20 protein-coding genes are annotated in these 20,631 nt (G+C 61.3%); 13 read left to right on the top strand and 7 right to left on the bottom strand.

From position 1 onward, the window contains the following. Positions 1-18 precede the first annotated feature (18 nt). Complete coding sequence (locus JL2886_RS15225; protein ID WP_197492321.1) at positions 19-825, top strand: DMT family transporter; 807 nt, start codon at positions 19-21, stop codon at positions 823-825. On the opposite strand, the gene JL2886_RS15220 is transcribed toward JL2886_RS15225, so the two are convergent. Further along, complete coding sequence (locus tag JL2886_RS15220; RefSeq protein WP_065272782.1) at positions 814-1,419, bottom strand: nicotinate-nucleotide adenylyltransferase; 606 nt, start codon at positions 1,417-1,419, stop codon at positions 814-816. The genes JL2886_RS15225 and JL2886_RS15220 overlap by 12 nt on opposite strands. A gap of 238 nt (positions 1,420-1,657) precedes the next feature. Here JL2886_RS15220 and ettA point away from each other — a divergent pair, with 238 nt between their 5' ends. From ettA to JL2886_RS15205, 4 genes are all read left to right on the top strand, one after another. Then, on the top strand, positions 1,658-3,313 hold the full coding sequence (ettA, locus tag JL2886_RS15215; RefSeq protein WP_065272781.1) for an energy-dependent translational throttle protein EttA: 1,656 nt from the start codon (positions 1,658-1,660) through the stop codon (positions 3,311-3,313). 78 nt (positions 3,314-3,391) lie between these two features. Next, complete coding sequence (locus tag JL2886_RS19860; RefSeq protein WP_082996100.1) at positions 3,392-3,931, top strand: DarT ssDNA thymidine ADP-ribosyltransferase family protein; 540 nt, start codon at positions 3,392-3,394, stop codon at positions 3,929-3,931. Continuing rightward, positions 3,867-4,592 (top strand): DarT1-associated NADAR antitoxin family protein, encoded by a 726-nt coding sequence (locus JL2886_RS19260; RefSeq protein ID WP_420480630.1) that lies wholly within the window; start codon positions 3,867-3,869, stop codon positions 4,590-4,592. The genes JL2886_RS19860 and JL2886_RS19260 overlap by 65 nt, the downstream gene beginning before the upstream one ends. Before the next feature lie 340 nt (positions 4,593-4,932). Next, complete coding sequence (locus tag JL2886_RS15205; protein ID WP_065272780.1) at positions 4,933-5,142, top strand: hypothetical protein; 210 nt, start codon at positions 4,933-4,935, stop codon at positions 5,140-5,142. Positions 5,143-5,183: 41 nt separating this feature from the next. Here the strand turns inward: JL2886_RS15205 and trxC are convergent, their stop codons facing one another. Further along, positions 5,184-5,615: a thioredoxin TrxC gene (gene trxC, locus JL2886_RS15200; protein ID WP_065272779.1), complete on the bottom strand. Its 432-nt coding sequence runs from the start codon at positions 5,613-5,615 to the stop codon at positions 5,184-5,186. 234 nt (positions 5,616-5,849) lie between these two features. Between trxC and JL2886_RS15195 the strand changes: the two genes are divergently transcribed. Together JL2886_RS15195 and JL2886_RS15190 are read left to right on the top strand one after the other, a co-directional pair. Continuing rightward, complete coding sequence (locus tag JL2886_RS15195) at positions 5,850-6,401, top strand: L,D-transpeptidase (protein WP_065272778.1); 552 nt, start codon at positions 5,850-5,852, stop codon at positions 6,399-6,401. 230 nt (positions 6,402-6,631) lie between these two features. Then, the gene (locus JL2886_RS15190; RefSeq protein ID WP_065272777.1) at positions 6,632-6,838 is read left to right on the top strand and encodes a cold-shock protein; all 207 of its coding nucleotides are present in this window, start codon (positions 6,632-6,634) and stop codon (positions 6,836-6,838) included. Between the two features lie 97 nt (positions 6,839-6,935). Here the strand turns inward: JL2886_RS15190 and JL2886_RS15185 are convergent, their stop codons facing one another. After that, the gene (locus JL2886_RS15185; RefSeq protein ID WP_065273744.1) at positions 6,936-7,577 is read right to left on the bottom strand and encodes an arylesterase; all 642 of its coding nucleotides are present in this window, start codon (positions 7,575-7,577) and stop codon (positions 6,936-6,938) included. 49 nt (positions 7,578-7,626) lie between these two features. On the opposite strand from JL2886_RS15185, the gene JL2886_RS15180 reads away from it, so the two are divergent. Both JL2886_RS15180 and JL2886_RS15175 read left to right on the top strand, forming a co-directional pair. Next, entirely contained in the window at positions 7,627-8,334 is a 708-nt protein-coding gene (locus JL2886_RS15180; RefSeq protein ID WP_065272776.1) for an ABC transporter ATP-binding protein, read from the top strand. Beyond that, on the top strand, positions 8,331-10,856 hold the full coding sequence (locus JL2886_RS15175) for an ABC transporter permease (protein ID WP_065272775.1): 2,526 nt from the start codon (positions 8,331-8,333) through the stop codon (positions 10,854-10,856). The genes JL2886_RS15180 and JL2886_RS15175 overlap by 4 nt, the downstream gene beginning before the upstream one ends. A 33-nt stretch (positions 10,857-10,889) precedes the next feature. Here the strand turns inward: JL2886_RS15175 and JL2886_RS15170 are convergent, their stop codons facing one another. Then, entirely contained in the window at positions 10,890-11,336 is a 447-nt protein-coding gene (locus JL2886_RS15170; RefSeq protein ID WP_065272774.1) for an RrF2 family transcriptional regulator, read from the bottom strand. A gap of 89 nt (positions 11,337-11,425) precedes the next feature. Here JL2886_RS15170 and JL2886_RS15165 point away from each other — a divergent pair, with 89 nt between their 5' ends. Both JL2886_RS15165 and JL2886_RS15160 read left to right on the top strand, forming a co-directional pair. Further along, entirely contained in the window at positions 11,426-12,004 is a 579-nt protein-coding gene (locus tag JL2886_RS15165) for a gamma-glutamylcyclotransferase family protein (protein WP_065272773.1), read from the top strand. Next, positions 12,001-13,182 (top strand): DUF2254 domain-containing protein, encoded by a 1,182-nt coding sequence (locus tag JL2886_RS15160; RefSeq protein WP_065272772.1) that lies wholly within the window; start codon positions 12,001-12,003, stop codon positions 13,180-13,182. Before JL2886_RS15165 ends, JL2886_RS15160 begins: the two co-directional genes overlap by 4 nt. Before the next feature lie 98 nt (positions 13,183-13,280). Here JL2886_RS15160 and gltX read toward each other — a convergent pair whose 3' ends face one another. Next, a complete protein-coding gene (gltX, locus tag JL2886_RS15155; RefSeq protein WP_065272771.1) occupies positions 13,281-14,606 on the bottom strand; it encodes a glutamate--tRNA ligase in 1,326 nt (441 codons plus the stop codon). A 251-nt stretch (positions 14,607-14,857) separates the two neighbouring features. Between gltX and JL2886_RS15150 the strand changes: the two genes are divergently transcribed. After that, positions 14,858-15,790: an MBL fold metallo-hydrolase gene (locus JL2886_RS15150; protein WP_065272770.1), complete on the top strand. Its 933-nt coding sequence runs from the start codon at positions 14,858-14,860 to the stop codon at positions 15,788-15,790. 17 nt (positions 15,791-15,807) lie between these two features. Here the strand turns inward: JL2886_RS15150 and JL2886_RS15145 are convergent, their stop codons facing one another. After that, entirely contained in the window at positions 15,808-17,157 is a 1,350-nt protein-coding gene (locus JL2886_RS15145; RefSeq protein ID WP_065272769.1) for an NAD(P)/FAD-dependent oxidoreductase, read from the bottom strand. Between the two features lie 157 nt (positions 17,158-17,314). Next, positions 17,315-18,973 carry an NAD+ synthase gene (locus JL2886_RS15140; protein WP_065272768.1) on the bottom strand — a complete coding sequence of 553 codons (1,659 nt, stop codon included), beginning with the start codon at positions 18,971-18,973 and terminating at the stop codon, positions 17,315-17,317. A 211-nt stretch (positions 18,974-19,184) separates the two neighbouring features. Here JL2886_RS15140 and JL2886_RS15135 point away from each other — a divergent pair, with 211 nt between their 5' ends. Beyond that, on the top strand, positions 19,185-20,630 hold the full coding sequence (locus JL2886_RS15135; RefSeq protein ID WP_065272767.1) for a 2-isopropylmalate synthase: 1,446 nt from the start codon (positions 19,185-19,187) through the stop codon (positions 20,628-20,630). Position 20,631: the final 1 nt, after the last annotated feature.

Raw genomic sequence — 20,631 nt, 5'->3', positions numbered from 1 at the left:
TTGCAAGCAGTCACTATCATGTTCATCGCCATGTCAATGATCCCCGCCGGGGATCTTTGCGGGAAGTTATTGACCAGCAGCGGTCTGGCAACACCCGGGTTCGTGGCCTGGTCGCGGTTTGCCAGCGGTGCGCTGCTGGTGCTTCCCTTTGCCCCCCGGGGCTGCCTGCGCCTGCTGAAGGACTGGCGGATCTGGCTGCGCGCGAGCCTCATCACCGGCGGCATCCTGTCGATCCAGACCGCCCTGCAGACCGAGGCGATCGCCGATGTCTTTGCCGCCTTCTTCATCGGGCCGGTGATCAGCTATGTACTGTCCGTGACCCTTTTGCGGGAAAGTACCACGCCGCTGCGCGCAATCTTGATGGGCGCGGGCTTCTGCGGTGTGCTTCTGGTGGTCCGCCCCGGCTTCGGTGGCTCGGCCAATCTGATGTATGCGGTTCTGGCGGGTTGTTTCTACGGCTGTTTTCTGACGGCGTCGCGCTGGCTGGCCCATGTCGGCAAACCGGTCGAGCTGAGCTTTACGCAGCTCCTGCTCAGCGCGCTGTTTCTGTTGCCGCTTGGCCTGTCCAACCTGCCCGAGGCGAGTCTCTCTACCGCCGCCCTGACCGTCGGAAGCGCGACCTTTTCCATGCTGGGGAACCTACTCTTGCTCTATGCCTATAGCCGGAGCGAGGCCTCGCGTCTGGCCCCCACGGTGTATTTCCAGCTGATCGCGGCGGTGCTGCTGGGCTGGGCCGTCTTCGACCAGTTGCCGGATCTTCTGACATGGGCCGGGCTTCTGGTAGTGATCAGCGCCGGGATCGCCTCGGCCAGCTTACGTCGCTGACCAGTCCCCTCGTGCGCGGATTTCCGTCGAACTGGTATCAATCATGGGCACATTGAGGAAACACCAGGCAGGCGTCTCGGCCCCGGCCAGCAGGTGGCTCTGGCTGCTTTTCAGCCGGTATTGCCCATAGATTTTCGCAGCCGGAGACAGCCGCGCCGAGATCCGGTCGCCGGGGCGCGCCAGCACCCCGACCGGCACCGTCTCAAGGATCTCGCGCCAGTCCTTCCAGCGGTGAAAATGGGTGAGGTTGTCCGCCCCCATCAGCCAGACAAAGCGCACGCCGGGATAACGCGCCCGCAGATGCCGCAGGGTCTCCGCCGTGTAACGCGTGCCAAGGCGCGCCTCGATATCGCTGATCTCGATCCGCGGATGCTGCATCATCTGCCGCGCCGCCGCGACCCGCCGCTCCAGCGTGGCCGGGGCACGGGATTTGAGAGGATTACCGGGCGACACCAGCCAGAGCATCCGATCCAGCCCAAACCGTTTCAGCGCCGCAAGGCTGATCTGCACATGCCCCATGTGCGGCGGATCAAAGGAGCCGCCAAGCAGCCCCACGCGCATGCCGGGCCGAAGATATGGAAATCCACAGGTCATGGCCGCTTGATGCGCATAGTTCTGCGGGGAAATCAATTGGGTGCGCCCCTCGGTTCGGACGCGGGTCCTTCCCAGGTGAGGCAAACCGCGCATTAGAGCGTTGCACTGATGGTTTATGCACACCTCCAAGATGCCGTGCGCGTCAGGGCCTCAGCCCCGCGCGCCTACCCGATTGCTCCTTCCCTGCCCATCCGCTATCACACCGGGCAGCGAATTTCCCCGATTATGGAGCAGTCACATGGCCGCCTATCAATACGTCTACCACATGCAGGGGGTCTCCAAGACCTACCCCGGTGGCAAGAAATGCTTTGAAAACATCCACCTGTCCTTTCTGCCCGGCGTGAAGATCGGTGTCGTCGGCGTCAACGGCGCCGGTAAATCGACTCTGCTGCGCATCATGGCCGGGATCGACAAGGATTTCACCGGTGAAGCCTGGGCCGCAGAAGGCGCCAAGGTGGGCTACCTGCCGCAGGAACCGCAGCTGGACGAAAGCCTCACCGTGCGTGAAAACGTCATGCTGGGCGTTGCGGAAAAGAAAGCAATTCTAGACCGTTACAACGAGCTGGCGATGAACTACTCGGATGAGACCGCCGAGGAAATGGCCAAGCTACAGGACGAGATCGACGCCCAGAACCTCTGGGATCTGGACAGCCAGATCGACGTGTCGATGGAGGCGCTGCGCTGCCCGCCGGATGACGCGGATGTGAAGACCCTCTCGGGCGGTGAAAAACGCCGGGTGGCCTTGTGCAAACTGCTGCTCGAAGCGCCCGACATGCTGCTGCTCGACGAACCGACCAACCACCTCGATGCCGAAACCATCGCCTGGCTGCAACAGCACCTCATTGATTACAAAGGCACAATCCTCTGCGTCACCCACGACCGTTATTTCCTCGATGACATCACCAGCTGGATCCTGGAACTGGACCGTGGCGCCGGTGTGCCCTGGGAAGGCAACTATTCCAGCTGGCTGGAGCAGAAGGCCAAACGGCTGGAGCAGGAAGCCCGCGAAGACAAATCCAAGCAGAAAACGCTGGAGCGCGAACTGGAATGGATGCGTCAGGGTCAGAAGGCACGTCAGGCCAAATCAAAGGCCCGTATCGCCGCCTATAACGAGCTGGCAAACCAGTCCGAACGCGAAAAGGTCGGTCGCGCCCAGATCGTGATCCCCAATGGTCCGCGCCTTGGCTCCAAGGTGATCGAGGTCCACGGTCTGTCGAAACACTATGGCGACAAGCAGCTGATCGAAGGGCTGGACTTCTCGCTGCCGCCGGGCGGCATCGTCGGCGTGATCGGCCCCAACGGCGCCGGTAAATCGACCCTGTTCCGCATGCTGACCGGGCAGGAACAGCCCGACGATGGCACCGTCGAATTCGGCGATACCGTAAAGCTTTCCTACGTCGACCAGTCGCGCGACGATCTCAACGACAATGAAACCGTCTGGGAAGCGATTTCCGGTGGCGCCGAGATCATTGAACTGGGCGATGCACAGGTGAACTCGCGCGCCTATTGCTCTTCCTTCAACTTCAAGGGCGGCGATCAGCAGAAGAAGCTGAACCTGCTATCCGGTGGTGAGCGCAACCGCGTACACATGGCCCGGCTGCTGAAAGAAGGCGGCAACGTGCTGCTGCTTGACGAACCGACCAACGATCTGGACGTGGAAACCCTGCGTGCCCTCGAAGACGCACTGGTGGATTTCGCGGGCTGCGCGGTTGTCATCTCGCACGACCGTTTTTTCCTTGACCGGATCTGTACGCACATCCTGGCCTTTGAAGGCGATGCGCATGTGGAGTGGTTCGAGGGCAACTTCGAAGATTACGAAGAAGACAAGAAACGCCGCCTTGGTGCCGACGCGCTGGAACCCAAGCGCCTGAAGCACAAGAAGTTTGTGCGGTAAACCTACGCGCGCAAGGGTTGAATAACCGTAACTTCCCCCTACTTTGTGAAAGTCAGCCTTCATGACTTAGGGGGAATTATGGACGCCGTTGAATTTGTAGATTTGATCAGAAGTAGATTTTACTTTAAAGATTTGTATCACTTTACAGATCGATCCAACTTGGAAAGTATCAAGGAGTTTGGGTTGCTATCCAAAGCGCGATTGGATGAACTAGGCATCTCCCCCCTCAATCCCGGGGGTGACGAACAAAGTCGAAATTCTGACCGTGAACATGGTATTTACAACTTTGTCAGCCTAAGCTTCACTCCCAGAAACCCCATGGCATACACTTGCAGACAAGACGGAAGGCATCCGAACCAAGTTATGATATCAGTGTGCCCAAGCGTTTTACTTCTTCCTAACACCTTGATCTGTAGTGAAATGGCCAACACTACAGGCGCCCGTTTTCACCCTGTCAGTGAAGCCCTCGAAGATCTAGACTACGAAGTGTGGCTCAAGGACCATGGCCTAAAGTTTGCGGATATCAAAGAACGAGTTGATAAAATGAGCCGGGTTGAAGTACTGGTGTGTACGCAGGTGCCTCGCAATAAACTACTATCGTGCCGGAGCTCTAGTTAAAGCATTGGCCGTAAGACCCATATTCATACCTCGAGCTGAAAGAGGGCCTTTAGTAGAGGAGCTGCCAGTTAGCATCAACTGGCATGGTGGCTTTTCTGTATCACAAAAGCAGAAAAATATTGCAGAGCTGCATAGTAAGGCTAGGGAACTAGGGATATATCCCGTCTTGGAGATCTCAACCAAATCTCCTTTAGAAGTGGGAAAGCGCCTAAGTGCGTTCAATCTGAAAATTGAAGTAGGCGGGGCCATGAAGAGCCTTGAGAGCGTGTACCAGAGTTCGAAAGTGTTCGAGCATTCCGGCCAACATGAAATTCTAATGGACCTCGATCCGTTCAAAGCAAAAAAGGAAATCAGGCGTCTCGGACAGGGCCGCATCATTTGCTTTCGCTTTCTAGGTCAAGAGTTCCCGACCGAGCCTGTCAATGCCTTCTACGACTGGCTGTATATCAGGGCAATCGTTCCGCATGAGAAATGGATTCGAGCGAACCTTCACTTTGCTGCTTATTCGGATATCGAGTTCACTCCTAGCAAGTCGGTAAACTGTCAGGGTCGGGCAGTCGCTGAGTTTCACGCGCTGTCAATGCGTGGGAAAGCTGCAGAGTGTGTTCATGATTTCGACGTGTTTCGTAGGTTGCTCATGTATGCTCAACGGCACGGTTAGCCGGACTTATTATTCATCGCAGACCACTCCGGCTCGCACTAGCCTTAAGTAGATGCACCTGTGTCCTGTTGTCTTGCCGGAGCACGCTTTTTGCGAGAAGGCAAGATCAGGTTCGACTTGGCTACACGCCCCATAGAGGAAGATCGCCAGTGCCGATGCCAGGGTCCGCCAAGCCACAGGGCAGCACACCCCAACCGCCCCACTCCCTGCCGTGGATTTTCCACAGCTTCGCCGCAGACCCATCCAGATTTAAACAAAATCTTAAGGACTATTGTCTGTAGTGAGAGACACGGGCTGAGGTATCTTCCTTACGCCGATCTGTCCGGAAACAGGAGAAGACATGGCACTTGCAGGCATCATGATGGGAACGCTGACCGGTTTCTTCTCGGCGCTGTTCAGCCTTGTTGTACTGGGCCATTCCGTCTGGACCAGCCTTCTGGTCTACTCCGGCGTCGGCATTGCAACAGCGCTGGTGCTGACGATTGCGGTGCTGTTGCGCAATCTTGCTGATGCACCGCACCTGACTGACGAGGCGACGGCCGAGGCCTGAACGCTGCGTCCAGCCTCGAACGCAGCCCGTTTAGGCGACCGTTACGCCGGGCTTTGCACCCATCCCACAATCTGACCTTCGCTCAGCGCGCCTGACTGGCGCTTGCTCTCGCGGCCGCGCTCAAAAGCGACCATGGTCGGAATACCGCGAATCCGATAACGCGTCCCGGTGGACTGGTGATCCTGGGTGTTGAGCTTCACCAGCCGCGCCTTGCCCGCCAGCTTCTTCGACGCCTTGGAGAACTCCGGCGCCATCATCCGGCAGGGGCCGCACCAGGGTGCCCAGAAATCCACCACCAGCGGCAGGTCATCATTCTTGGCTGCCTTTTGCAGAATGGCCGGATCGATATCCAGCGGCGCATCCGGGATCAAAGCCGCGCCACAGGTGCCGCACTTGGCGCCTGCGGTCAGTTTCTCCTCGGGCACCCGATTCAGCTGGGCGCAGGACAGGCAGGTCAGGGTTTTGGCTCCCATGGCAGGATCCTACTCAAACGGGTCTGGTGCAGAGGGCGCTGCGCCTCTGCTGAAATATTCAAAATTCCATATAGGAATGAAACCGGCTCCAGCAAGAGGCGCACATGCACAGTCAATCACCGCCTCAGGTCATTGTGATCACACCTCTGACTGCATGCTTCCCGCCCCATTGACGCAAATTCAGCACCAGATCAAAATATTGATCTGTAACGTTCCATAGTAAATGAGGCCGATATGATTTCACGCCGCCTGTTTCTCGCCAGTTCCGCCCTCGCCGCGACCCTTCCTGGTTTTGCCGCTGCTGAGGGTGCTTTCGATCCGACTCCTCAGGTCGTGAGAATCAAGAAAGAATTCGCCCCCGGGCAAATTCTGGTCCTGCCCCGGTCCTATTACCTCTATTTCGTGACAGAGCCCCGCAAGGCGATCCGTTATGGGGTCGGGGTCGGCCGGGCGGGCCTGGAATTCACCGGCAGCGCGGTGATCGAGGCCAAGAAGGAATGGCCCACCTGGCGGCCGACTCAGGAAATGATCGAGCGCAGCCCGCGCACCTACAGCCGGTTTGCAGGCAACAAGTATATTCAGCCGGGCGGCCCCGATAACCCATTGGGCGCGCGGGCTCTTTACCTGTTTCAGAACGGCATCGACACCTATTTCCGCATCCATGGCACCAACCAGCCGGACACCATCGGGCATTCGGTTTCCAACGGCTGCATTCGCATGCTGAACGAACATGTGGTGGACCTTTATGAACGGGTTCCGCTGGGCACCGTCGTGACCGTTCTTTAGGCGCCGCGCGCATCGCAACAGGCGCATTTTAGCCACACAGCAAAAATCCCCACCAAGATAAGGCGCGCGTTTTTCTTGCGTGATGGGGGCAGGATGGCCAATGCTGTTACTGCGACGTTACGCGAATGACATTACTGTACGCCTTACAGGCACGGTCGTGACCATCTGCTGATGCGGCCGCCTGACCGCACCGGCGGTTAGACTGAGACTAGACTTTAGGAGTACAGACGATGGCCACAGGCACCGTCAAATGGTTCAACACAACCAAAGGCTATGGATTTATTGCCCCCGATGCGGGCGGCAAAGACGTATTTGTTCACATTTCAGCGGTTGAACGCTCGGGCCTGACCGGCCTCGCAGACAACCAAAAAGTATCCTACGAGCTGCAACCGGGCCGTGATGGCCGCGAGTCGGCCGTGGATCTTCAACTGCTCTGACTGCCGGGTAATTCCTCCGGACCAGCGCTACGATGCTGCAGCTCCCTGCTTGGGGGCTGCTTTCTCGGTCGTTCTTGCCGCAGTGTTAAGGGGCGGCTCAGCCCGAAACCCGTGCCACGAGTTGCAGCGCGACCGGACCTAGCGCCTCGATATTTTCCCGAACGCCTTCGGCATTTGGGTGGATATCGTCGTCCTGCATGAATTCTTGCGCCTTGGCGGGATCCCCTCCGACACGTTCAAAAATCCCGGCGAAGGCATCCGGGTGCAGCAGGGCACCGAACTCCTTGGCCAGATCCGGGTACACAGCGTTGAACGCGGCCCGATAATCGGGTCCATAGTTATTGGGCGCCCGCATGCCGACCAGCAGGACCTCGGTGTCGGCCTGTTCTGCGGCGCTCAGGATCTTGCTCAAATTGGCGCGCATTTCCTCGGCCGACAGGCCGCGCAGCAGATCGTTGCCGCCCAGAAGGACGATCAGAGCGTCGGGGTCATCCGCCAGCGTCCAGTCGATCCGCGCCGCCCCGCCCGCGCTCGTGTCCCCCGAGACGCCCGCGTTGGTGATCTCGACCTCGGCGCCGTGCTCCTGCAGCCAGTGTTCCAGCTGGGGCACGAATCCATCCCCCTGTGGCAGGCCATATCCCTGCACCAGACTGTCGCCAAACGCCGTGATCCGCACCGGTTCTGCCCAGGCCGCAGAGACACTGATCAGAAATCCGATTATCACCCATACCTTGCGCATTGTCACAATCGCTCCATATCCGAAAGAACACATTCAACAGGCCGCCTTTATGACAGATCAAAACCGCCCCGTTCTTCACCTCAAAGATGCGTCTTTGACCCTGAATGGCAATACCGGTCCCGTCCGTATTTTGCAGGACATCACCCTGGATGTGCACAAGGGCGAGACACTGGGCATGATCGGCGCCTCGGGATCGGGGAAATCCTCGCTCTTGATGCTGATGGGCGGGCTTGAACAAGCCACCGGTGGTACCATTACGGCACTGGGGCAGGATCTGACCGCGATGAACGAAGACGCGCTGGCCCATTTCCGCCGCGATCACATGGGGGTGGTCTTTCAGAACTTTCACCTGATCCCAGCGATGACAGCGCTGGAAAACGTGGCGACCCCGCTTGAGCTGGCCGGGGTTACGGATGCCTTTGAACGCGCGCAGGCGGAGCTCGACGCTGTCGGTCTTGGCCACCGTTCAGGCCACTACCCGGCGCAGCTGTCCGGCGGCGAACAACAGCGGGTGGCGCTGGCCCGCGCGCTGGCGCCGCGCCCGGCGATCCTGCTGGCGGATGAACCCACCGGCAATCTGGACGAGGCCAACGGCGCCGCCGTGATGGATCTGCTATTTGGCCTGCGCGACCGTTACGGCGCCACGCTGATCATGGTCACCCATGCGCCGGAACTCGCCGCCCGCTGCGACCGGGTCGTGCGGCTGCGCGATGGGCATCTGCTGGATGATCGGGCCGCGCATGAGGCCGCGGAATGAGTTTTCCAGATCTTCGCCTCGCCTGGCGTTTTGCCCTGCGTGAGTTGCGCAGCGGGCTGAAGGGCTTTCGCATTTTCCTGGCCTGCCTTGCGCTGGGCGTCGGGGTGATCGCCGCCATCGGTTCGATACGCGCCTCGATCGAGGCCGGGCTAACCCGCGAGGGTGCCACCATGCTGGGCGGCGATGCGGAGATGTCCTTTACCTACCGCTTTGCCAACGAGGAAGAGCGCGACTGGATGGCCTCCATCGCCGAGCGCAGTTCGGAAATTGCCGACTTCCGCTCAATGGCAGTAGTGGGCGAGGAACGCGCGCTGACACAGGTGAAGGCGGTCGATGGGCTTTACCCGCTGACGGGGACCCTGCGCCTTTCGCCCGACATTCCGCTGGAAGACGCGCTGGCGGGATCGAACGGGGTGCCCGGCGGTCTGATGGAACGGGTTCTGGCGGATCGTCTGGGCCTTGCGCCCGGGGATGTCTTCCGTCTTGGTACCCAGGATCTGCGCCTCGCGGCCATTATCGAAAACGAGCCGGATGCGGCGGCATCCGGCTTCACCCTTGGCCCGCGCACCATTGTTGCCACTGACGCGCTGGCGCAGTCGGGCTTGCTAGAGCCGGGAACGCTATATTCCTCAAAATACCGGCTTGATCTGCCCCCCGGCGCAAACCTTGAACAGCTGCAAGCTGCCGCCGAGGAGCGGTTTGCCAATTCCGGCATGCGCTGGCGCGATGCCCGCAACGGCGCCCCGGGCATCACTTCCTTTGTGGAGCGTCTGGGCGGGTTCCTGGTTCTGGTCGGCCTCTCCGGTCTCGCGGTGGGCGGTGTCGGCGTTTCGGCCGCCGTGCGTGCCTTTCTGGCGGGCAAGACCGAAACCATTGCCACCCTGCGCACCCTTGGCGCCGGGCGGCAGGTGATCTTTCTCACCTATTTCCTGCAAATCGGGGTGCTGGCGCTCTTGGGCATTGCCATGGGCATGGCGATCGGCGGGCTTGGACCGGTTCTGGTGGGGCCGCTGATCGCCGCGCAATTGCCATTTCCCGCGGTCTTCTCCGTCTACCCCGGCGCGCTGGCCGAGGCGGCGCTTTATGGTCTGCTGACCGCCTTCATCTTTGCGCTCTGGCCGCTGGCCCGGGCTGAGCGGATCCGCGCAGCGGCGCTGTTCCGCGATGCCTTTGCCGGTGGCAGCAGCCTGCCCGCGCCCCGTTATGTGCTCGCAACCGCGCTGGCACTGGCGCTGCTGGTGGCCGCGGCGGCCCTGTTCAGCGGATCGGTGCGGCTGACGCTCTGGACTGCTGGCGGCCTGGGCGGGGCGCTGGCCGTCCTGATGGTGGCCGCGCTGATCCTTGGCGGTCTGGCCCGGCGCGCCGCGCGCATTGCCCGTGGACGCCCGGCCCTGCGATGGGCGCTAGCGGCGATTGGCACCTCCCGCGATGGCGCGGTTCCAGCCGTTCTGGCGCTGGGTCTTGGCCTGACTGTTCTGGCCGCCATCGGACAGATCGACGGCAATATGCGCCGCGCCATCACCGGCACCCTGCCAGATGTCGCGCCCTCCTATTTCTTCGTCGACATCCAGCGCGATCAGATGCCCGCCTTTCTGGATCGGGTCGAAGGTGACCCCGCCGTCAGCCGTATCGAAAGCGCGCCGATGCTGCGCGGGGTCGTGACTGGCATCAACGGTCAGCCCGCCAGCGAAGTCGCTGGAGATCACTGGGTGGTGCGCGGCGACCGTGGCCTCACCTACGCAGGCGCCAAGCCCGAAAATACCCAAGTCACTGCAGGGGAATGGTGGGGCGAAGACTACAACGGTCCGCCACAGATCAGCCTGGCCGAAGAAGAGGCCGGAGAGCTCGGCATTGCCATTGGCGACACCATGACGGTGAATGTACTGGGCCGCGACATCACCGCCACAGTCACCAGTTTCCGCTCGGTCGATTTTTCCACCGCCGGGATGGGTTTCGTGATTGCCATGAACGAATCCGCGCTAGCCGCTGCGCCGCACAGCTATATCGCCACCGTCTATGCCGAAGAGCAGGCCGAGGCGCAGATCCTGCGGGATCTGGCCCAGGAAATGCCGAATATCACCGCGATCCGGGTGCGCGATGCGGTGGACCGGGTGTCCGACATCCTGCGCCAGCTGGCAGCGGCGACTTCATACGGGGCGGCGGCAACTCTGCTGACCGGGTTCCTGGTGCTGCTTGGCACCGCAGCCGCCGGAGAACCCGCCCGCCGCTACGAGGCTGCTTTGCTGAAAACACTCGGGGCACCACGCGCGCAGATCCTGAAAAGCTTTGCGTTGCGCTCCATCATTCTGGGCGCAGGCGCGGGCATGGTGGCGCTGGCGGCAGGTATCGCCGGAGCCTGGGCAGTGAATTCCTATGTGTTTGAAACCAGCTACAGCATCATCTGGCCGAATGCGCTGGCCGTGGTCGGCGGCGGAATCCTGACGACACTGCTGGCCGGTCTTGCCTTCGCCTTGCGTCCGCTGGCGGCACGCCCGGCCCGCATTCTGCGCGCCCGAGATTGATCAGCTGCCCCGACAACGGGGCGGCAACTGCGATCACCGGGTGCAGGTAGCTGGTTGCAGCAAGCGCATCAGATCCGGATTGTCGCAGATCAGAGAATCCAATGAGACGTTGTCGAGGGATTCGTAAAAAGCCTGCGCCGCATCCGAAAGGGCCAGCCGCAGCCGGCAGGCATCGACCAAGGGACAGGTGTTATCGGCGTCAGCAAAACATTCCACCATCGGCAGATCGCCTTCGATATGACGAAACACGTCACCGATCCGGATCTCAGTGGCGGTTCGCCCCAGGCTCATACCGCCATTGCGGCCCCGCTGGGTGTGCAGGTAGCCAAGCTGGCTCAGCTGATTGATCACCTGCGCCAAATGATTTTCTGATATATTGCAGGACTCTGCGATCTCTGATTTGGTCACCAACCGGTCAGCATTGGCCGCACAGTACATCAGCAACCGGACGGCAATATTCGTCCTCTTTGTAATTCGCATCGTTCTGCACCCCTCAAAACATGCAGATTACAGTATATATTTTTTCAGCGCCCGATTTGACATAGATCAAATGGCAAGGAGGACCCGAGATGACCCAGACCGCTCCGTATTTCTTCGGATATGGCAGCCTCGTGAACACGGCGACCCACGATTACAGCGATCCGCGCCCTGCCCGACTGAGTGGCTGGCGCCGCACCTGGGCACATACTGATCTGCGCGACGTGGCCTTTCTGACCGCCAAACCGGCGCCGGGCGATACCATCGACGGGCTGATCGCTGCTGTTCCCGGCGCGGATTGGGCGGCGCTTGATGAACGCGAGTACGCCTATGACCGGGTTCTCGCTTCGCAAGCGGTGGGCCACGACCTGCCCGGCGCGCCGGAAATCTCGGTCTACGCGGTTCCGGCTGAGCGCCAAGCACCGGGGTCGAACCGCCATCCGATCCTGCTGAGCTATCTTGACGTGGTGCTTCAGGGATACATGCAGGTCTTTGGCCGCGAAGGCGTGATCGACTTTGTTGCGACCACCGATGGCTGGGACGCGCCTATTCTGGATGACCGCGACGCGCCCCGTTATCCGCGCCACCAACCCACCACCGCGCAGGAACGCAGCCTGTTTGACGATCTGATCGCATCAACCGGCGCCCGCAGACTGCGCCCTGCGTCATGATCTCGAAAACACTGCTCTATTTCCAGCGCCTGACGCGCCAGCTGTGGCTGAGGGTGGTTCTGATCTCGCTCTGCTCCGTGCTCGCTCTGGCATTGGCGCCGCTTCTGACCCCCATGCTGCCTGAGGGGCTGAGCCACCGGTTCGGGCGTGACGCAGTCCTGCCGATCCTGACCATTCTTGCCTCTGGCATGCTGGCGGTAACGACCTTTTCGCTCAACGTCATGGTCAGCGCCTACCGGACCGCCTCTTCGATGTCTACGCCGCGGGTCTACCGACTGCTGCTCGAAGACACGGTAACGCAAAGCGTTCTTGCCACTTTTGTCGGCGGGTTCGTCTATTCGCTGTGCGCGATCATCCTGTTCCGGGCCAAGGTCTACGCGCCTGAATCCGCCATTGTCGTCTTTGCCATGACCATCTTTGTCGTTGCGCTGATTGTCATCGCCATCCTGCGGTGGATCGACCACCTGTCGGGACTTGGCAGCATGGACCACACCCTGCGTCTCATTGAAACCCGTAGCCGTACCAGCCTGAAACAGCAGGCAAAACGCCCCTGCCTGGGGGGCAAACCCGCTGACAGCGATGAACAGCCGGAGGGCGCCCTGCCCATTCCGGCCCGGCGCAGTGGTTTCGTGCGTTTTGCCGATATGGCGCGTCTGAACGAGATCGCCGCCGAGGCAGGCGCGCATATCACCATGCACCGCGCACCGGGTGATTTTGTCCTGCGCGGCCGCCCTGTCGCTTGGGCAGAAAGCGGCGATGAGAGCCTCTGCAAGGAAGCCGCAAAGGCCATTGAAATCGGCGATGTACGCAGTTTCGATCAGGATCCGGTTTTTGGCCTGACGCTGCTGGCTGAGACGGCACAAAAGGCCCTGTCGCCCGGCGTCAACGACCCCGGCACCGCGGTCGAGGTGATGGGGCGACTGGAACGCCTGCTGTGGGAAACCGTGTCCGGAGATCCGACCGAGGCGGACTGCATGTTTGAACATGTCAGCATGGTGCCGGTGTCGCCCAAGCTGTTGCTGGACAGCAGCTTTGCCCCGATTGCCCATTGCGGCAAGGAAGACCCTTTCGTGATGAAGTGGATGCAACAGGCGCTGACGGCCCTCTCCTCGCATCCGAACAAGCAGCTGGCGAATTCCGCTACCGACATGGGCAAAGAGCTGAAAGCAGCGCCCTAGGTCTGCTGGAACGACCGGCCTTCAAAGAAAAAAGACGGCCCGGAAACCGGACCGTCTTTTTTATCTGGTCAATCAGGCGCAGGTCGCACCCCGGCCTCTCAGCCCTTGGCGCGGACCTTCTCCATCAGCGCCAGAAGGGCACTCATGTCGGGGCCGCGTTCCATGCCCGTGACTGCGTGGCGCAGCGGCATGAAGAGGGATTTGCCCTTGCGGCCAGTCGCCTCTTTCACTGCAGCGGTCCAGCTGCCCCAGGTGGTTGAGTCGTAGGGGCCATCAGGAAGCAGCGCCATCGCCTCGGCAATGAACTCCTTGTCTTCATCCGCGATCAGCGGCTCAGCCCCGTCGCGGCACAGCGTCCACCAGCCTTCAAGGTCTTTCAGCGTGGTGATGTTTTCCTTGGCCATATCCCAGAAGGCGGCCTGTTTTTCCGCCGGAACACCCAGCGCCTCGACCTGCTCCTGGACGGCTTCCAGCGGCAGGCTCTGCAGATAACGACCGGTGAGAGGGAACAAATCCTCAACGTCGAATTTCGTCGGCGCGGCGCCAAAACGGTTGATGTCGAAGCCCTCGATCAGCTCGGCCATCTCGCTGCGCAACTCGACCGGGTCAGAGGAGCCCAGCCGCGCCATCAGGCTCAGCAGCGCCATCGGCTGCACGCCCTGTTCTCGCAGATCGCGCAGCGCCAGCGTGCCAAGACGTTTGGACAGCGCCTCGCCCTGCGGGCCGGTCAGCAGCGAGTGATGGGCAAATTCCGGCACCTTGCCGCCCAGGGCCTCGATGATCTGGATCTGGGTCGCGGTATTGGTCACGTGATCCGATCCACGCACCACGTGGGTGACGCCAAATTCCGTGTCATCCACGACCGAGGCCAGCGTATACAGGAACTGCCCGTCGCCACGGATCAGAACCGGATCCGAAACCGAGGCCGCGTCGATCGAAATATCGCCAAGGATACCATCGTTCCATTCGATACGCTGGTGGTCCAGCTTGAACCGCCACACACCATCGCCGCGCTCGGCGCGCAGGGCGGCTTTTTCATCTTCAGACAGCTCCAGCGCAGCGCGGTCATAGACCGGCGGCTTGCCCATGTTCAGTTGCTTCTTGCGCTTCAGGTCCAATTCGGTCGGCGTCTCGAAGGCCTCGTAGAACCGGCCCATCTCGCGCAGCTTGTCAGCCGCTTCATGGTAGCGGTCCAACCGCTCGGACTGGCGTTCGATCCGGTCCCAGCCAAGACCCAGCCACTCCAGATCCTGCTTGATCGCATCGACATATTCTTCCTTCGACCGCTCGGGGTCGGTGTCGTCGATGCGCAGGATGAACGTGCCGCCAGCCTTGCGGGCGATCAGGTAATTCATCAGCGCGGTGCGCAGGTTACCCACATGGATATAGCCGGTGGGCGACGGAGCAAAACGGGTGGTGGTCATGAATGGTCTCCTGTTGCTGTGCCCCATCTCACATGGAACGGGTTTTGTCCAGTTTCGGCACCCATAGCCCCCCCCTCCTTTCGGATTGGTGTCTTTGCTGGGGCCCAGAGGAAATTTACCCGCTGCCCCCATCGTAAAGCGACACGATCCCGTGACCGCGCGCTGCGCGTACCTTGTCCCCCGCCAAAAAGCCCTATCTCGATTCCAAAGACCGCATAACAAGTGCCAACCAACACAGAGGAGACCAGAATATGACCGTAAAGATGTCCCGCCGCAGCGTGCTGACTGGCGCAACCGCCCTCCCCCTGGCCGCGACCGTCACACCCGCCTTGGCAGAGGGCCACGCGGCCATGGCACCGGCCACCCACGCTCGCAGTTTCAAGCTGGGCGATTTCACCGTGACGACCCTGCTGGACGGCAGCCTGCCCCGCGACGGCGCCAAGGCAATTTTCGGCGGCGGTGCAACGGACGAGGAATTCGCCGAAGTCTCGGCCCAGAACTTTATCCCCGCCGAGATGGCGCAGTTCTTTTTCACCCCCACGCTTGTCGATACCGGCAAAGAGAAGATCCTCTTCGATACCGGGCTTGGTCAGGGCGGCATCCAGAAAGCCCTGGCAGAGGCAGGCGTCACCCCGGATCAGATTGATGTGGTCGTCATCACCCATATGCACCCTGACCACATCGGCGGCATGACCACCAGCGGCGCCGCGACCTTTGCCAATGCGCGCTATGTGACGGGGCGCACCGAGTATGATTTCTGGGCCAAGATGGACGCCGAAAACCGCGTTGCCGATCTGGTTTCCAAAAAGGTGACCCCGATGGCCGAAAAGATGACCTTTGTCGAGGACGGCGGCGAAGTAGCCTCTGGTATCACGGCGATGGCCGCCTTTGGCCATACCCCCGGTCACATGACCTATATGCTGGACAGCGGCGATCAGCAGCTGCTGCTGACGGCGGATCTGGCCAACCACTATGTCTGGTCCTTCGCCCACCCGGAATGGGAGGTCCGTTTTGACATGGACAAGGCTGCTGCCACGGCATCGCGCCGCCGGGTTCTGGATATGCTGTCCGCCACGCGCACGCCGATGATCGGCTATCACATGCCCTTCCCGGCAGCGGGTTTTGTCGAAACCCGTGGCGAGGGGTTCCGATTTGTGCCAGTCAGCTATCAGATGATGGGCTAAGAATTGCGCCGCGCGCCTTAGCGGGCGGTGCCAATGACTTCGGGCGCGGGCACGGCTGTCCGCGCCTTTTTCGTGAACCGGCTCAGCGCAAAGGCGCGCGGGTCCACGATGGGCGCATCGCCGGTCACCAGATCTGCGGTCAGCCGTCCAGCAGCAGGGCCAATGCCAAACCCATGGCCGGAATAACCGGTCGAGACGAACAGCCCCGGCAGATCGTCCACCTGCGAAATTACCGGAATGGCATCCGGGGTCACGTCAATCATGCCGCCCCAGCTTTGCACCACATCAGCGGACTGCAGGATAGGAAAGGCCTTTTGCGCCGCGGCCCAGCTGTTGCGGATCGCCTTTTGCGAGGGCGCAGGATCCAGCACCCGGCAGGTTTCGAACGGCGTGCGCTGATCCGGTGCCCAGCGCCGGTCCTGCCCCGCCTCGATCCGCCAACGGTCGGACAGGCGGAACCGAAGGGATCGCCACTCCTCCAAGAAGGTCGGGAAAAACTTTAGCGCCAGCCGCAGGCTGTCCGGCACGATATCGACAACATTCTCGGTGCCATCCGCGATGGAATAGCCACCATCGGCGCGCTTGCGCATGGCAAATCCAGCGGCCCACATTGCCGCCTCGGGACCGCCCTGCACCGCCGAGGTTCTAAGCACCGAATTCAGCACCTTGAGCTGCGGCAGCGCCACGCCCGCATTGCCAAGGAACAGCCGCGACCAAGCCCCGCCCGCAACCACCACGGCCGAACAGCCGACGCGGCCGCGTTCGGTCATCACGCCGCTGATACGCCCCGCCTCGGTTTCGACGCTGCGCACAGCGCATTCGGTCATCACCTTGGCCCCGGCTGCCCGCGCGGCGCTGGCAATAGAATGGGTGGCCAGTTGCGGCTCGGCCCGCCCGTCTTCGGGCGTATGCAGCGCCGCGATGGTGCCGGTTTGATGCCCCGGCATCAGCTCCGCCAGTTGCTCTCCACGCACCATCTGTGCCGGAATGTCATAGGGGGTCAGATGCTCTGCCCAGGTGGCCAGTTCGGCCTCGGCCCGCGCCCGTTCGGCAGTGAACAGAATGCCGGAGCGGGTATAGCCGGTGGGATGCCCGGTACGGGCTTCCAGCCCCGGCCAGATCTCCATCGCCTTGGCCATCAGGGGCAATTCGCGTGGATCGCGCTGCGAGATACGCACCCAGCCCCAGTTGCGCGAGCTTTGCTCGGCGCCAATCTGGCCCTTTTCACAAAGAAGAACGGAATATCCCCGCTCGGCCAATTCGAGAGCGGTCGTAGAGCCGATGATTCCCCCGCCGATGACAACCGCATCGACACGTTTGGGCAGGGCAAGATCAGCTTGGAAATGTGGCAGCTTAGGTCCAGGCATAAGAGGTCTATGCCGTGCCCCGCGCCCCTGGTCCATGGGGCAAGAGCGCTCTTTCATCCACCCCGGGCAAGCTGTGGCTTTTTCGCGTCAGCCCAGGCACGCGGGGGTATGGTTTTCCTGCCCCCGGACGCGCACGCTTGCTGCCCAAAACGCCTTTTCAGCCCGGATCGCGCCAGCGGTTTGCAATCGGGTAGCGCCGGTCCAGCCAGAAGGCCCGCGGCGTCAGACGGGTGCCTGGCGCAGACTGGAAGCGCTTGTATTCACTGATATAAATCAGGTGCTCCACCCGTTTCGCCACATCGCGGTCAAACCCGGCAGCAACGCAATCTGCAATCGAGCCTTCCTCGTCCACCAAGATGGTGAGCAGCGCATCCAGCTCGGGATAATCGGGCAGACTATCGCTGTCTTTCTGATCCTCACGCAGTTCGGCGCTGGGGGGTTTGTCGATTACATTGGGGCGGATCACCTCGCCCGCCGGGCCCATCATCCAGGGCCGGTGATTGGCATTGCGCCAGCGGCAGGTTTCAAAGACGCGGGTTTTGTAGAGATCCTTGATCGGGTTGTAGCCGCCGTTCATATCGCCATAGATCGTGGCATACCCCACTGCGACCTCGGACTTGTTGCCGGTGGTCAGCAGCATCTCACCAAACTTGTTCGACATGGCCATCAGCAGAAGACCGCGTAGGCGGGACTGGATGTTTTCCTCGGTAATGTCGGCGTCGCGCCCTTCGAACAGCGGCGCCAGCGTGTTGGTGATGGCGGCCCGCCCTTCGCTGATCGGCACATAGTCGTAGTGCACGCCCAGCGCCTTGGCGACGGCTTCGGCATCTTCCAGGGATTCCGCGCTGGTATATTCCGAGGGCAGCATCACGCAGCGCACATTTTCGGCCCCGATGGCATCGACGGCAATGGCGGCGACAATGGCCGAATCCACCCCACCGGACAGACCCAGAAGCGCCTTTTTGAACCCGGTCTTGGCCATGTAATCGCGCAGGGATTCGACCATGGCGCGGTAGTCCTGCTCCCATTCATCGGGGAAATGCGCCTTCTCGCCCTCGACCGCGCGCCAGCCTTCGTCGGTGCGTTCAAGATCCAGCTGGGTCACCGCCTCGTCATAAAGCGGCATCTGCAGCGCCAGCGAGCCGCCAGGGTTCAGCACGAAACTGCCACCGTCAAAGATCTGATCGTCCTGCCCGCCAACCATATTGAGGTAGATGACCGGCAGATGGGTTTCGATGCAGCGCGCCACCATCATGTTATAGCGCACCTCCATCTTGCCGCGGAAATAGGGCGAACCGTTCGGGATCAGCAGGAACTCGGCGCCGGTCTCTGCAAGCGTCTCGGCCACGTCTTCGTGCCAGCCATCCTCGCAGATCGGACTGCCGATGCGGGTATCGTCAATCGCATAAGGCCCGCCCAGCGGCCCGGCATCAAAGACACGAACCTCGTCAAAGACGGTTTCATTGGGCAAGTGGTGTTTCAGGATGCGCGATGCGATCCGCCCGTCCTTGAGGATCAGATAGGCATTATAGAGCTTGCCACCCTCGGCCCAGGGCGCGCCGATGGCCAGCGCGGGCCCGTCGGCACAATCCTGCGCAAGCTGTTCGGCAGCCGCCATGGCGGCGCGGTGGAACACCGGCTTCATCACCAGATCCTGAGTGTTATAGCCGGTCAGGAACATTTCGGGCAGCGCCACAAGCTGCGCACCGGCCTTGCGACCTTCCTCCCAGGCCGCGTGGGCCTTGGCCGCATTGCCCGCAATATCGCCGACCGTCGGGTTCAGCTGCGCCAGAGAGATACGGAAACGGTCTGCCATGGTGGTCGTGCCCTTCGCAAAACTTCTTCTCAGCCGTTTACCAGATCCCCGGCCAAGGGAAAGAGTGCAGGCCGCAAAAGACATTGCGACAGGCCGCCCTGTCGCATAGTTTCGCAGCTGAGATGCAACATCAGGCGGTGTTCCATCCGCAGACTGGCACCGCGCCCGGCCCATTGGTCCGGCGCAGAACTAAAGGGCAGGCAGAAGTTTCATGACCCGTTTCGGCTCCGTATTCGTGATTTCAGCAGCTATGGCGCTGGCCTCTCCCCTGCAGGCGCAGGACGGTCAGGTCCTCACCACGCAGGATGAAATCGGCGGCGAATACGAAGGCACCTTTCGCGGCGGCCTGCAGCATGGCACCGGCACCTACCGGCTGCCCAATGGTTATGAGTATTCCGGCAACTGGGTCGATGGCGAAATCCGCGGTCAGGGCGTGGCGCGCTACCCGAACGGCGCCGTCTATGAAGGCGAGTTCGCCAAGGGCAAACCCGAGGGGCTCGGCAAGATCACCTTTGCCGATGGCGGCACCTATGAAGGCGAATGGACCGATGGTCTGATCAGTGGTCAGGGCATCGCGGTCTACGCCAATGGCGCGCGCTACGAAGGCAGCTTTGTCAATGGCCAGCACCATGGCAAGGGCGTGATGCGCAATCCCGGCGGTTATGAATACGCTGGCGACTGGGTGGAGGGCCGCAAGGAAGGCGAAGGCAAGATCGTCTATCCTGACGGTGCAACCTACGAAGGTGGGATCGCAGACGGTCTGTTGCATGGCACCGGCACGCTGACCATGCCCGACGGGCTGATCTACGAAGGCGACTGGGCCAACAACCAGATGCACGGCACCGGCAAGCTGACCCAGCCCAACGGCGACGTCTACGAAGGACCGCTGGAAAACGGCCGCAGGCAGGGCATCGGCAAACAGACCCACGCCAATGGCGACGTTTATGTCGGCGAATTCCAGGATGACCTGCGCCACGGCACCGGCACCTTCACCAAGACCGATGGCTACGTCTACGAGGGCGAATGGCTGGCGGGCCAGATCGAGGGCACGGGCAAGGTGACCTATCCTGACGGCTCGGTCTACGTGGGGGAATTCCGCGATGATCTGGCTGATGGCACAGGTAAGATCACCTATCCCGATGGCTCGACCTATGAAGGCGACTGGATCGCCGGTGTCATCGAAGGCACCGGCACCGCCACCTACCCCAACGGCGTGACCTACACCGGCGGTTTCAAGAACGCCCGCAACCATGGTCAGGGCGTGATGACCTATGCCAGCGGATACCGCTATGAAGGTGAATGGCAGGACGGGCAGCGCCACGGTCAGGCCAAGGTCACCTATGCGGATGGATCGGTCTACACCGGGCAATTTGCCAACAGCCAACGCCACGGCAAGGGCCGGATCGAGATGCCCGGTGGCTTTGTCTACGAAGGCGACTGGCAGGAAGGTAAGATCACTGGCGAAGGTGTTGCCACCTATGCCAATGGCGACGTCTACGAAGGCAGCTTCGTCAACGGCAAGCGGCAGGGCCCCGGCAAGATGCGTTATGCCACTGGTCAGGAAACCGACGGTGACTGGCAGAACGGCGCCTTGGTGACCGAAACTACTGAAACGGACGCCGCTGCGGACGACAACGCCGCCAGCACCGACAACTGAT

Source organism: Phaeobacter gallaeciensis (assembly GCF_001678945.1).
GTDB classification, from domain to species: Bacteria; Pseudomonadota; Alphaproteobacteria; order Rhodobacterales; family Rhodobacteraceae; genus Phycobacter; species Phycobacter gallaeciensis_A.
This window is presented reverse-complemented; position numbering and strand designations above follow the sequence as displayed.